General features: G+C 60.3%; 11 protein-coding genes. 9 read left to right on the top strand and 2 right to left on the bottom strand.

Going from position 1 to position 12864, the window contains the following annotated elements; all coding sequences use genetic code 11:
- The first annotated feature begins 1 nt into the window (after window position 1).
- From lysA to uvrD, 6 genes are all read left to right on the top strand, one after another.
- Entirely contained in the window at window positions 2-1258 is a 1257-nt protein-coding gene (gene lysA, locus UN63_RS11315) for a diaminopimelate decarboxylase (protein ID WP_104486860.1), read from the top strand.
- Between the two features lie 9 nt (window positions 1259-1267).
- A complete protein-coding gene (gene dapF / locus UN63_RS11310) occupies window positions 1268-2095 on the top strand; it encodes a diaminopimelate epimerase (RefSeq protein ID WP_342352436.1) in 828 nt (275 codons plus the stop codon).
- Window positions 2092-2802: a DUF484 family protein gene (locus UN63_RS11305; RefSeq protein ID WP_104486859.1), complete on the top strand. Its 711-nt coding sequence runs from the start codon at window positions 2092-2094 to the stop codon at window positions 2800-2802. The genes dapF and UN63_RS11305 overlap by 4 nt, the downstream gene beginning before the upstream one ends.
- The gene (gene xerC, locus UN63_RS11300; RefSeq protein WP_104486858.1) at window positions 2789-3706 is read left to right on the top strand and encodes a tyrosine recombinase XerC; all 918 of its coding nucleotides are present in this window, start codon (window positions 2789-2791) and stop codon (window positions 3704-3706) included. The genes UN63_RS11305 and xerC overlap by 14 nt, the downstream gene beginning before the upstream one ends.
- Window positions 3707-4205: 499 nt before the next feature.
- Complete coding sequence (locus tag UN63_RS11290) at window positions 4206-4913, top strand: HAD-IA family hydrolase (protein WP_104486856.1); 708 nt, start codon at window positions 4206-4208, stop codon at window positions 4911-4913.
- A 35-nt stretch (window positions 4914-4948) separates the two neighbouring features.
- Window positions 4949-7117: a DNA helicase II gene (gene uvrD, locus UN63_RS11285; protein ID WP_104486855.1), complete on the top strand. Its 2169-nt coding sequence runs from the start codon at window positions 4949-4951 to the stop codon at window positions 7115-7117.
- A gap of 421 nt (window positions 7118-7538) precedes the next feature.
- Here uvrD and rarD read toward each other — a convergent pair whose 3' ends face one another.
- Entirely contained in the window at window positions 7539-8438 is a 900-nt protein-coding gene (gene rarD, locus UN63_RS11280; protein WP_104486854.1) for an EamA family transporter RarD, read from the bottom strand.
- A 216-nt stretch (window positions 8439-8654) separates the two neighbouring features.
- Between rarD and recQ the strand changes: the two genes are divergently transcribed.
- Window positions 8655-10481 carry a DNA helicase RecQ gene (gene recQ / locus UN63_RS11275; RefSeq protein WP_104486853.1) on the top strand — a complete coding sequence of 609 codons (1827 nt, stop codon included), beginning with the start codon at window positions 8655-8657 and terminating at the stop codon, window positions 10479-10481.
- 49 nt (window positions 10482-10530) lie between these two features.
- Here the strand turns inward: recQ and UN63_RS11270 are convergent, their stop codons facing one another.
- Entirely contained in the window at window positions 10531-10830 is a 300-nt protein-coding gene (locus tag UN63_RS11270; protein WP_104486852.1) for a c-type cytochrome, read from the bottom strand.
- A gap of 221 nt (window positions 10831-11051) precedes the next feature.
- Here UN63_RS11270 and UN63_RS11265 point away from each other — a divergent pair, with 221 nt between their 5' ends.
- Window positions 11052-12485 carry a protein adenylyltransferase SelO gene (locus UN63_RS11265; RefSeq protein ID WP_104486851.1) on the top strand — a complete coding sequence of 478 codons (1434 nt, stop codon included), beginning with the start codon at window positions 11052-11054 and terminating at the stop codon, window positions 12483-12485.
- On the top strand, window positions 12485-12748 hold the full coding sequence (locus UN63_RS11260; protein ID WP_229793581.1) for a DUF3630 family protein: 264 nt from the start codon (window positions 12485-12487) through the stop codon (window positions 12746-12748). The genes UN63_RS11265 and UN63_RS11260 overlap by 1 nt, the downstream gene beginning before the upstream one ends.
- Window positions 12749-12864 lie beyond the last annotated feature (116 nt).

Genomic DNA, 12864 nt, shown 5'->3' with positions numbered 1-12864 from the left:
CTTGGATTATTTTAATTATCAGGACGATGGCCGCCTTTACGGTGAAGCCTGCGATCTCAATCGTCTGGCCGAGCAACACGGCACCCCGCTCTATGTCTATTCCCGAGCCACCCTGGAACGTCACTGGAAAGCCTTCGACGAGGCCGCCGGTGATGTAAACCATCTGATCTGTTACGCAGTGAAGGCCAACTCCAACCTGGCGGTGCTCAACGTGCTGGCCCGGCTGGGCTCCGGCTTCGATATAGTGTCAAAGGGTGAGCTGTGCCGCGTGCTGGCCGCCGGTGGCGACCCGGGCAAGGTGGTGTTTTCCGGCGTCGGCAAACGAGTCGATGAAATCCGCTTCGCCCTGGAGCAGAACATCTTCTGCTTCAACGTGGAATCGGTGGCCGAGCTGGCACGCATCAACCAGATAGCGGGTGAGATGGGCCGCAAGGCGCCCATCTCCATTCGGGTAAATCCGGACATCGATGCCGGTACCCACCCCTACATCTCCACCGGGCTGAAGGAAAACAAGTTCGGCATTCCCATCGAGCAGGCCCAGAACATTTATCGTCAGGCGGCGAACATGGAGCACCTCGATATTCACGGGGTAGACTGCCATATCGGCTCTCAGCTGACCGAGCTGTCGCCCTTCCTGGAAGCGGTAGACAAGCTGTTGGCGCTGATCGATGCCTTGGCCGAAGACGGCATCCAGATCCGTCATCTGGATGTGGGCGGTGGCCTGGGCGTGCGTTACGATCAGGAAACGCCACCCGAGCCCAGCAGCTATGCCGAACAGCTCAAGGCGCGCCTGCAGGATCGCAACCTGACCCTGGTGTTTGAACCGGGCCGGGCCATTGCCGCCAACGCCGGTGTGCTGCTGACCCGGGTGGAGCATCTGAAGCCCGGCGAAGCCAAGAACTTTGCCATCGTCGATGCGGCCATGAACGACTTGATCCGCCCGGCTCTGTACAGCGCCTGGCAGGCCATTATTCCGCTGGACAAGACCCTGGAACGGCAGACCGCCGTCTATGACGTGGTAGGCCCGGTGTGTGAAACCGGCGACTTCATCGGCAAGGACAGGGAGCTTGCGATCACCGAAGGTGACCTGCTGGCGGTACGTTCTGCCGGCGCCTATGGCTTTGTGATGGCGTCCAACTACAACAGTCGCCCGCGGGCCGCCGAGGTAATGGTGGACGGGGATCAGGCTCTGGTGGTACGTGAGCGTGAGCAACTGGCCGATTTGTGGCGGGGCGAAAGCCTGTTGCCCGAATCCTGAGGGGTGAACGTGATCCAGTTTTCCAAGATGCAGGGGCTCGGCAACGACTTTATGGTGGTCGATGGCGTCACCCAAAAGGTATTTTTCAATCCCGAGGTGATCCGGCAGCTGGCCGATCGTCATTTTGGTATCGGCTTCGACCAGCTGCTGCTGGTGGAGCCGCCCTATGATCCGGACCTCGACTTTCACTATCGCATCTTCAACGCCGACGGCTCCGAGGTGGAGCAGTGCGGCAACGGCGCTCGCTGCTTCGCCCGTTTCGTGCGGCTGAAGGGGCTGACCCACAAAGACAGGATCAGCGTCAGCACCCAGAAAGGCAACATAGTGCTACAGCTCGAGAAAGACAATCAGGTCACGGTCAACATGGGCGTGCCCGAGTTTGACCCGGCCAGGATTCCGTTCAAGGCCCAGAAGGCGGAGAAAACCTATCTGGTGCGGGCCGAGCAGCAGACGGTGCTCTGTGGTGCCGTGTCCATGGGCAACCCGCACTGCGTGCTGGAAGTGGACGATATAAACACCGATCTGGTCGCTACCCTGGGCCCCGAGCTGGAAAATCACGAGCGCTTTCCGTCCCGGGTCAACGTCGGTTTCATGCAGATCCTCAATGCCCGCGAGATCAAGCTGCGGGTGCATGAGCGCGGCGCGGGGGAAACCCTGGCCTGCGGCACTGGCGCCTGTGCGGCGGCGGTCATGGGCATGAGCTGGGGCAAGTTGGCGGACCGGGTTCAGGTACAGCTGCCCGGCGGTAACCTCAGTATCGCCTGGAAGGGGCCGGGCAAGCCGGTGTACATGACAGGCCCGGCGGAACATGTGTTTGACGGGCAGATCAACCTATGACCGATAACGTAAACGAGAGTAGCCAGTGTGTGAAAACGGGCCTGAACGACAGCCAGATTGCCGATTATCTGACAGCCCGGCCCCATTTTTTCGACCGGCATCGCACCCTTCTGGAGCAGCTGCGACTGCCTCACGCACAGCGTGGCAGCGTGTCGCTGGTGGAAGTGAAGCTGGATCGTCAGCGCCAGCGTATCTATGAGCTGGAAGATGAAATCACCGGGCTGATGACGGTGGCCGGAGAAAACGAGCGTATCTTTCGGGTCTATATGGACTTGATGCCCCGATTGTTCGAATGCACCAGTGTGAGCGAGCTGGAGCTGTGCATGCGCCGCACTCTGCAAGAGCAATTACGCATCTCCGGGCTGCGGCTGGTGCTGGATCCGCGCACCTATCCGGGCGAGCAAAGCCCGGCCGGAGAGCAACTGGAGCGGCTCTATCGCGAACGGATGGCGAGCCAGGATGTGTACCTGGGTCGGCTCGGCAAGGATGAGAAGCATCATCTGTTCCAGGACGCGATGGTGAATTCCTGCGCCCTGATCCGTCTGGGCAGCCGTGGTGATATGGGCCTGCTGGCGTTTGGCAGTATCGACAGCGGTCATTATCGCTCGGGTATGGATACTCTGCTGATCCGCCAACTGGCCGATATTCTCGCGCTGTTACTTCCCAAGCTGGTGTCACAGGTTCAAGTGGCCGATGACGACCGCTGAGCTGACCCCGGCCATTACCGACTTTCTCGAATACCTGCGGGTAGAGCGCCAGTTGAGCGTGCATACCCGCGACGGCTATGGCCGTCACCTCAACGCCATGGCCGGGCAGCTGGCCGAATTGTCGCTCGACGGCTGGCCGGCGCTCACGGTCAGCCATGTGCGTGGCCTGGCCACGCGCATGCATAAGGGCGGACTGTCGCCGCGCTCCATCGCCACCAAGCTCAGCAGCCTGCGCAGCTTCTGCGACTGGCTTATTATGCAAGGCCTGCTGCAGGCCAATCCCGCCCGGGGCGTCAGCGCGCCCAAGCAGGGCCGCCCCCTGCCCAAAAACCTGGACGTGGACGAGCTGCATCAGCTGATGAACATCGACGAGACGGATCCGCTGGCGGTGCGTGACCGGGCCATCATGGAGCTGATGTATTCTTCCGGCCTGCGGCTGGCCGAGCTGGTGAACCTGAACCTGGGGGACATTCAGTTTGCCGAACGTCAGGTGCGGGTGATCGGCAAGGGCAACAAGGAACGCATACTGCCGGTGGGGCGTATGGCGCTGGAGTGGCTGGACAAGTGGCTCAAGGTACGCGGCGGCCTGGCAGGCCCCGACGAGCCGGCACTGTTTGTCAGCCAGCGACAGCGGCGCATCAGTCATCGCAGCGTTCAGTTGCGGCTGGCCCAATGGGGCGGCAAGCAGGCGCTGTCGAGCCATATTCATCCGCACAAGCTGCGTCATTCCTTTGCGACCCACATGCTGGAGTCGAGCGGCGACCTGCGGGCGGTGCAGGAGCTGCTGGGCCATGCGGATCTGGCCACCACCCAGATCTATACCCATCTGGATTTTCAGCATCTGGCCAAGGCCTATGATCAGGCCCACCCCAGAGCCAAACGCAGCAAGGATGAAGACGTCTGACGCCTGGATATTCAGGGGCGAAAGTCGGACAAAGGGCCCGCTCAGCCGACACGCCGTAAACCCCTCCCTGGGGGCTCAGCCGCGCCGTCCGTGGCGCGGCCAGGAAATGCTCCTGCCGTCCAGGCATTCCCGCCATCCATGGCGGTCAGATGGTCGGCCGAGCAGATCCCTTTGTCCTCTGTCGGATTCCTGAGTCATCAATTTCGAGTGCCTGACGACATCGAGCATCAAAATTTAATAAATGTGCCGGACGACGCTATGGTCGATCTGGCGAACGATTCAACCGGGCAGTTGCAGGATACAGCTAAGCCGACCGTCGACAGCAGGGATGCTGTCGTCGAGCATAGATGGGCGAGTTTTCTCGCGAGTACCAAGCTTGTTGCCTGACCGAACTTCCTGTGAAAGTTCGCAGCAGGGAACAAGTGAAGGTGGCATTCTATGCTGCGAGTCGGTGTGCTGTGCCTGTTACTGCCGGGCTACAGATTTTAGAGAGATGCCCATGCGCTTTTATAAACGACTTACCCCCGTCAAGGTCATCAGCTTCGATCTGGACGATACCCTGTACGACAACGTGCCGGTGATAGCGGCGGCGGAAGCCTGGTTGCTGGATGCACTCAAGCAGCATCATCCGGAATCCACCCTGCTCGGCAAGGAAAACCTGGCGGCGATCAAACGCCGGATCTTGCTGGAGCAACCCGAACTGAGCCACGACGTGAGTGCCTGCCGCCTGCGGGTGCTGAGCGAAGGCCTGCGGCAACAGGGGCTGGATGAAGCGCGGGCGACGGCTATGGCTGAGAAGTTTTATCGGGGCTTTCTGGAGCAACGCGGTAAAATCACGGTGCCGGAGGCGACCCACAGGGTGTTGTCGGCTCTGGGAGAAAAATATCGGCTGACGGTGATCACCAACGGCAACCTGCCGATTGAGAGCACCGAGCTGGCACCTTATTTCGATATCGTGCTCAGGGCCGGTACCGATGGCCGGATGAAACCGGCACCGGATATGTTTCATCGGCTGGCGGTTCGGACCGGCGTGAGCCTGGCGGAGATTCTGCATATCGGCGATCACATCAACACCGACGTAGCTGGCGCCGTGCACAGCGGCTGTCAGGCGATATGGCTCAACGACAATGGCCGGACCGAGTCGGATCTGCGCTGTTTGCCTCATGTCGCCCTGGAGCGGTTGGAGCAAATGCTGGAGCTGTTATAATCGCCTCCATACTGTAAATATTCCCAGGAGTTGTAATGGATGTATCCAGCCTGCTTGACGGCATGAACGACAAGCAAAGGGACGCGGTCGCCGCTCCCGCCCAGAATATGCTGGTGCTGGCCGGTGCCGGCAGTGGCAAGACCCGGGTGCTGGTGCATCGCATCGCCTGGCTGATGCAGGTGGAACAGGTGCCAGCGTCGGCCATTCTGGCGGTGACCTTTACCAACAAGGCCTCGGCGGAAATGCGCGGTCGGGTCGAGCAGTTGCTCGGCGGTCGGCTGTTCGGGCTCTGGCTCGGTACCTTCCACGGTCTGGCGCACCGGCTGCTGCGGGCCCATCATCTGGATGCCAACCTGCCGCAGGATTTTCAGATCCTGGACTCGGACGACCAGCTGCGACTGCTCAAGCGTATCCTCAAGGGCATGAATCTGGATGAAAAACAGTGGCCGCCGCGTCAGGCTGCCGGCTTCATCAATGCCCGCAAAGACGAAGGCCTTCGCCCGAAAGACATTCAGGTGCTCAACGATCCGCTGCAGCAGACCTATCAGCGGATCTATCAGGTGTATCAGGACACCTGTGACCGGGCCGGGTTGGTGGACTTTGCCGAGCTGTTACTGCGCGCCCACGAACTGTGGCTGTATAAACCCCATATTCTGGCCCACTATCAGGACCGGTTCCGCCATATTCTGGTGGACGAATTTCAGGATACCAACAGCATTCAATACGCCTGGTTGCAGATGCTGGCGGGCCAGCAGGCCCGGGTCATGATAGTGGGTGACGACGATCAGTCCATCTACGGCTGGCGCGGCGCCCGGGTGGAGAATATAGCTCGCTTCCTGCGCGACTTTCCCGGTGCCGACACCATACGCCTGGAGCAGAACTACCGCTCTACCGGCACCATCCTCAAGGCCGCCAACACCCTGATTGCCAACAATGCCGAGCGCATGGGCAAGGAACTGTGGACCGAAGGTGCCGAAGGTGAGCCCATCGCCCTCTATGGCGCCTTCAACGAGGTGGACGAAGCCCGCTTCGTGGTCGAGCGCATCAAGCAATGGCGGCAGCAGGACGGCAGTTTGAGCGAAGCGGCGATTCTGTATCGCAACAACGCCCAGTCCCGCGTGCTGGAAGAGGCGCTGATCCAGGCGCGACTGCCTTACCGTATCTATGGCGGCCTGCGCTTCTTCGATCGGCAGGAAATCAAGGATGCGCTGGGTTATCTGCGGCTGATGAATAACAGGGGCGACGAGGCGGCGTTCGAGCGTATCGTCAATACACCCACCCGTGGCATCGGCGAACGGACCCTGGGCCTGGTGCGCCAGGCGGCCCGGGAGCGGCAGGTCACCCTGTGGCAGTCGGCCTGGGCGCTAGTGGAAGAAAAAGTGCTCACCGGCCGAGCGGCCTCGGCGGTGAGCCGCTTTCTGGCGCTGATCAACCAGCTGGAAGACGAGACCCGCGAGCTGCCGCTGCATGTGCAGACCGACAGGGTGATCGAGCTGTCCGGGCTCAAGGCCATGTATCAGGCCGAAAAAGGCGAAAAAGCCCAGGCCCGGGTAGAAAACCTGGAAGAACTGGTCAGCGCCACCCGCCAGTTCACCCCGTCCGAAGACGACGATATGCCATTGCTGTCGGCCTTTCTGTCTCACGCCGCCCTGGAGGCGGGCGAGAGCCAGGCGGATCAGTTCGATGATGCGGTACAGCTGATGACGCTGCACTCGGCCAAGGGCCTGGAATTCCCGCTGGTGTTCATGGTGGGGGTGGAAGAGGGCATGTTCCCCAGCCAGCAGTCGGCGGAAGAAAGCCAACGGCTGGAAGAGGAGCGGCGTCTGGCCTACGTGGGCATGACCCGGGCCATGAGCAAGCTCTATATCAGCCACGCCGAGAGCCGCCGCCTCTACGGCCGGGAAATGTTCCACCGGCCCAGCCGCTTCATCAAGGAGCTACCCGCCGACTGTCTGGAAGAAATCCGGCTCAAGGCCACGGTCAGTCGTGCCATCCCCAACGGTCGCTTCAGTCAGAACCGGGTGCAGGATACCTTCAACGAAACCGGCTTCCGCCTGGGACAGCGGGTATTACACCCCAAATTTGGCGAGGGCATAGTGCTCAACTTCGAAGGTGCCGGCGCCCAGAGTCGGGTGCAGGTCAACTTCGATGACGGCGGCAGCAAGTGGCTGGTCACCTCCTACGCTCGATTGGAAGCGCTTTAAAAGGCAGCTGTCAGTCGTAAGCTTGTCTTTTAGTCACAAGTTTTTGTTGATTTCTGGTGACAAGTGCTCATAGAAAATCGGACAAAGGGCCCGCTCCGCCGACTCGCCGTAAATACATCCCTGTAGGCTCAACCGCGCCATCCGTGACGCGGATGGTCGGCTGAGCAGATCCCTTTGTCCTTCTTGACGATCCGGCGTCGCCTGCTTGTGATGCCAACAGTTAACTCGGGCGTAAAGAAGAGGCAGCGGGGATTGCCTCATCCGACCGTCAAATGGCCAGGGATGGCATTTACCGAGCGTCACAGGGATGTGCTTGCAGCCTGTCGGAGGAGGCAACCCTGTTGCCTCTTGATTCCACACGTTGATTTGTGACTAAGAGACAGGTCGTAAGCTATAAGCGGTCAGCCGTCAGGTGTTTGCCTCACGCCTCACGCCGCTTGAACCGTCTTCGCTGTCTGACCCCGTCCAGTGTGTAGATCACCAATGCCACCCAGATAAGCGTAAAGGTGATGACCTTGTCCTGGGTGAAGGGTTCGTCGTAGAGCAGTACCGCCAACAGAAACATCAGGCTGGGGCCCAGATACTGGAAGAAGCCGAGGGTAGACAGCTTGAGCCGTTTGGCGGCACCGGCAAACAGCAGCAGCGGCGCCGTGGTTACCACCCCCGCGGCAATCAGCCAGAGGTTGGTGTTCAGCGAATTACTGCTCATCTGGCTGGTGGCGCTGTCGGCAAAACCCCATAGATAGATGGCGGCGACGGGGAGCAGCACCAGGGTTTCCAGCATCAGGCCGGTAAAGGGATCTACCGGTACCTTCTTGCGGATCAGGCCATAGCAACCGAAGGAAATGGCCAGCACCAGCGCCACCCAGGGCAGGCTGCCGAATACCAGAAGCTGTATCACCACGCCGCTGCCCGCCAGCCCCACAGCCAGCCATTGCATGGGCCGAAAGCGTTCGCCAAGAAACAGCATGGCCAGCACGATATTGAACAGCGGATTGATGTAGTAGCCCAGGCTGGCATCCAGCATGTGGTCGTTATTCACCGCCCAGATAAACACCAGCCAGTTAAGTCCTATGATGGTCGACGATATGACCAGCATCAGCAGGTGTTTGGGTTCGCGCAACATGGCCCGAACTCGCGGCCAGTAGCCGAGTCCACTTATCAGCGCCAGCAGCAGCAGGAAGGACCAGATCACCCGATGGCTGAGGATCTCGTAGGCCGGTACATGCATCAGCTGCTTGAAATATATGGGGGCGATACCCCACAGGAAATACGCCCCGAGCGCAAACAGAGCGCCCTGGGTAGACTGGTCTTTTTCCATGGTCAGAAATCTGGTAATAGGTGAAAGGTCCAGTGTAACGACAAGATGCCAAAGCTGACCAGCAGCAAATGTCACTATGGCCTGGAATTAGTTTGGTTTCGTATGGCTACACACCTTGCCGGTGAAGGGGATCGGTCATGCCCTTGGCCCAGTCCGGTTTATTGTTGTCGGGCTCTGCTTTACAATGCTCCTTCGCTTTTACCCCTGCAGGCCGAGATGAACTCCTTTACCGAAGAACCTGATTCCGTTCCCATTCCCGACACACCGCTTGCGGTGTTGCAGCAGGTGTTCGGCTACCAGAGCTTTCGTGACGGCCAGCAGGAGATCATCGACACCGTGATTGCCGGGCGCGACGCCCTGGTGATCAAGCCCACCGGCGGCGGCAAGTCCATCTGTTACCAGATTCCCGCCCTGTTGCGCCCCGGCCTGACCATAGTGGTGTCGCCGCTGATCTCGTTGATGAAGGATCAGGTGGATACCCTGGTGGCCAACGGGGTGGCGGCGGTCTATATCAACAGCTCGCTGAGCCGGGAAGAGATGCTGCGTCACTTCACGGCCATGCGCCGGGGTGAGCTCAAGCTGGTTTATGTGTCGCCGGAACGGCTGCTGCAACACGAATTCATGGAGCGGATCGGCGAGCTGGAGCTGGGGCTGTTCGCCATCGACGAGGCCCATTGTATTTCCCAGTGGGGTCATGACTTCCGGCCAGAATACGCCGCCCTGGGGCGACTCAAACAGTGGTTTCCCCATATTCCGGTGATGGCGCTGACCGCGACTGCCGACGAGGCCACCCGGCAGGACATGCTGAGCCGGTTGAGCCTGACCGATCCCCTTATTCATATCTCCAGCTTCGACCGGCCCAATATTCGCTACACCCTGGTGGATAAATTCAAGGGTATCGATCAGCTGTTGCGTTACGTGGCCGAGCAACCGGGTCACTGCGGCATCGTCTATTGTTCCAGCCGCAAGCGGGTGGAAGAGGTGGCCGAACGGCTGCTGGCCCGGGGCCACAAGGCGGCCAGTTATCATGCGGGATTGCCGCTGGAGCTGCGTCAGTCGGTACAGGAGCGGTTTATCCGCGACGATCTGGACATAGTGGTGGCCACCGTCGCCTTCGGCATGGGTATCGACAAGCCCAATGTGCGTTACGTGGTGCACTACGACATCCCCAAGAATATCGAGTCCTACTATCAGGAAACCGGCCGCGGCGGCCGTGACGGCCTGCCGGCAGAAGCGCTGCTGCTCTACGATCCGGGCGATGTGGGCCGGGTGCGGCGCTTGCTGGAAAACAGCGACAACGAAAAGCAGGTGCAGGTAGAGCTGTACAAGCTCAACGTGATGGCGGCGTTCGCCGAGTCGCTGACCTGCCGGCGTCAGGTGCTGCTCAACTACTTCGGTGAATACCAGCGCGAACCCTGCGGTAACTGCGATATCTGCCTGGATCCACCGAAAAGCTACGATGGCACCGAAGATGCGCAAAAGGCGCTGTCCTGCGTTTATCGGGTGGGCCAGCACTTCGGCGTCATCTATGTGGTGGAGGTGTTGCGGGGCGCGGACACCCAGCGTATTCGTGAACATGGCCACGACAAACTGTCCACCTATGGGCTCGGCAAAGACAAGAGTCAGGAACACTGGGTCAGCGTCATTCGCCAGTTGATTCATTCGGGGCTGCTGACTCAGAACATCACCCGCAACATGGTGCTGCAGCTGACCGAGGCGGCGCGACCCGTGCTGCGCGGTGAGGCCGGTTTGCAGCTGGCGGAACCCCGGCTGGTCAGGGTAAAGCAGAAAGACAAGGGGGAGGCGGTGCTGAGCCGGGCCGAAGACAGGGCCTTGTTCAAGGAACTACGACAACTGCGCAAGCAGCTGGCAGTGGAGGCCGATGTTCCGCCCTATGTGGTGTTCAGCGATGCAACCCTGACCGAGCTGGCCCGTTATCGGCCCAAGACTGAGCCGGAGCTGCTGGGTATCAATGGTGTGGGTCAGCGCAAGCTGGAACGCTATGGCGCGGCTTTTCTGGCACTGTTGCGCCAGCAGGACTAGGGTGTGCCGAAACACACCCTCGGGTCCGCCAAGGGCGAACCCGGATCTCTTACAGGCCGGAGTAGTAGGCGGCCAGATCTTCGATGTCCTGATCGGACAGCGGCTTGGCCATGGGGGCCATGATGGGGTTGCTGCGCTCGCCGTCGCGGAAGTGCTGCAGCTGGGTAACCAGATAGGCGGCTTTCTGACTGGCCAGGTTCGGGTAGATGTCCATGGCGGAAATGCCTTCGGCGCCATGGCAGGCGGCACAAACGGCAGACTTGGCCTTGCCGGCTTCGGCATCACCGGCGGCGAAGGCAGGGGCGCTGAGCAGGGCCAGGGCAGCGGCGGCTGTCATCAATTTTTTCATGAGTGAACTCCGTTATTGTTAGATAGATAAATTGCTTCCGAGCTTCGTTAAACAGCGGTTGCCGATGTTCGGGCGGCGGTCGGGGCCGCACAGGCTGTCTCGCCATCGACACCCGACTACTGTACCCCAGTACGCAGGAATCGCTATTTATTTGGCCAAAGCAGTATAAAGTAAGCCATGGTCAAAAAGAAAATGCGGTCGACGACCACAGGATGGAATATATGACGTTAAACAATTTATATGCAAGGTTTGACTGGGCCGGTGCCCGGGTCGAACCAACCCCCCTGTCATCGCCCCGACTGCTGTTACTGAACCGTGATCTGGCCGACGAGCTGGGCATGGCGCTGTCCGAGCCGCAGTGGCGGGATCTGACCAGCGGCAACCAATTGTTGCCGGAAATGGAACCCTTTGCCCAGGTGTATGCGGGGCATCAGTTTGGCGGTTTCAGCCCGCAGCTGGGCGATGGCCGCGCTCTGCTGCTGGGCGAAGTGGTGGCGCCGAATGGCAGCCGCTGGGATCTGCATCTCAAGGGGGCCGGCAAGACGCCGTATTCCCGCTTCGGCGACGGCCGGGCCGTGTTGCGCTCCTCTCTGCGCGAATATCTGGCCTCCGAGGCCATGCACCATCTTGGCATCGCTACCACCCGGGCGCTGAGCCTGGTGGGCAGCGAAGAGCCGGTATACCGGGAGCGGGTCGAGCCGGGTGCCGCCGTGCTGCGGGCTGCCCCCAGCCATCTGCGTTTCGGCCATTTCGAGTATTTCTATTACAGCGGCAAGGCGGAGCGGATCCCCACCCTGCTTGACTACCTGATCGACACCCAGTGGGCCGATCTCACTAAAGATCAGGCCGGTTACACGGCGCTGTTCGAGCGGGTGGTAGAAAAGACGGCGACGATGATTGCCCAGTGGCAGCTGGTAGGCTTCTGTCACGGGGTGATGAACACCGACAACATGTCGATGCTGGGCCTGACCCTGGATTATGGCCCTTACGGTTTTCTCGATGCCTACGATCCAGACCATATCTGCAACCATTCGGATCCGGGTGGCCGCTATGCCTACGATCAACAGCCGGCGGTCGGCAACTGGAACCTGCAACGGCTGGCCCAGTCTCTGTCCGGGGTGATCGAGCTGGAAGCGTTGCAGCTGGCGCTGGGTAAATACGAGTACCGGTTGATGTCGACCTATTCCGAAGGAATGCGACAGAAGCTGGGGCTGGAGGCCTGGGAAGACGAGGATCCGGCCCTGTTCCGGGACATGTTTGATCTGATGGCGGCCCAGAAGGTGGATTACAGTTGCTGGTTCCGCCGCCTGGCACAGCAGGCATCAACCGGCCCTGTGCCCGATAGCCTGCTGGCCCTGCTGAGCACGCCCGAGGCCTGGAACGACTGGTTTGGCCGTTATCAGGCTCGGCTGGCACGGGAGGGCAAGCCCCAGGCCGAAAAAGCCGGACAGATGAATGCGGTCAATCCCAAATACATACTGCGCAACCATCTGGCCCAGCAGGCCATCGAGCGGGCGGAGCAGGGCGACATGAGCGAGGCCGACCGTCTGCTGATGTTGCTGGCCCGGCCCTTCGACGAGCAGCCCGAGCTGGACCATTACGCCATGCCGGCCCCGGAATGGGCCGAGTCACTCTGTATTTCCTGCAGTTCCTGATGATGACGATGACGATGCTCAACACCGACACACCGCTGACCATGGAAAACTTTCCTGCCTGGGCCGAGACACTGATCAAGGAGCTGGATCTCGACCTGCTCGAGCGGGAGCAGGGGGCCGACTATTACCAGTGGCTGGTCAGTTTTGAAGAGAGCCGATTATTTCTGTGCTTTCAGCATTATGCGGACTGCGCCTGGCTGCAGCCGCTGAGCGAGCAGGATCGGGATGTGGCCGACTGGCTGAGCAAACAGTGGAACGGCTGAACAGACCCTGAAACTCAGATATTCCTGTTCGCGCTACCAGCAGCCAACTCAGGCGTTAAGAAGAGGCAGCAGGGATTGCTTCCACCGACCGTGAAATGCCATGGATGGCATTTCCG

Source organism: Oceanisphaera arctica (genome assembly GCF_002936955.1).
Classification (GTDB): domain Bacteria; phylum Pseudomonadota; class Gammaproteobacteria; order Enterobacterales; family Aeromonadaceae; genus Oceanimonas; species Oceanimonas arctica.
The sequence above is the reverse complement of the archived record's forward strand: the minus strand, read 5'-3'. Positions and strand labels throughout refer to the sequence as shown.

Coding starts and splice junctions, on each gene's coding strand:
- UN63_RS11305 (WP_104486859.1), top strand. CDS start 2,092: ATGACCGATAACGTAAACGAGAGTAGCCAGTGTGTGAAAACGGGCCTG.
- xerC (WP_104486858.1), top strand. CDS start 2,789: ATGACGACCGCTGAGCTGACCCCGGCCATTACCGACTTTCTCGAATAC.
- UN63_RS11290 (WP_104486856.1), top strand. CDS start 4,206: ATGCGCTTTTATAAACGACTTACCCCCGTCAAGGTCATCAGCTTCGAT.
- uvrD (WP_104486855.1), top strand. CDS start 4,949: ATGGATGTATCCAGCCTGCTTGACGGCATGAACGACAAGCAAAGGGAC.
- rarD (WP_104486854.1), bottom strand. CDS start 8,438: ATGGAAAAAGACCAGTCTACCCAGGGCGCTCTGTTTGCGCTCGGGGCG.
- recQ (WP_104486853.1), top strand. CDS start 8,655: ATGAACTCCTTTACCGAAGAACCTGATTCCGTTCCCATTCCCGACACA.
- UN63_RS11270 (WP_104486852.1), bottom strand. CDS start 10,830: ATGAAAAAATTGATGACAGCCGCCGCTGCCCTGGCCCTGCTCAGCGCC.
- UN63_RS11265 (WP_104486851.1), top strand. CDS start 11,052: ATGACGTTAAACAATTTATATGCAAGGTTTGACTGGGCCGGTGCCCGG.
- UN63_RS11260 (WP_229793581.1), top strand. CDS start 12,485: ATGATGACGATGACGATGCTCAACACCGACACACCGCTGACCATGGAA.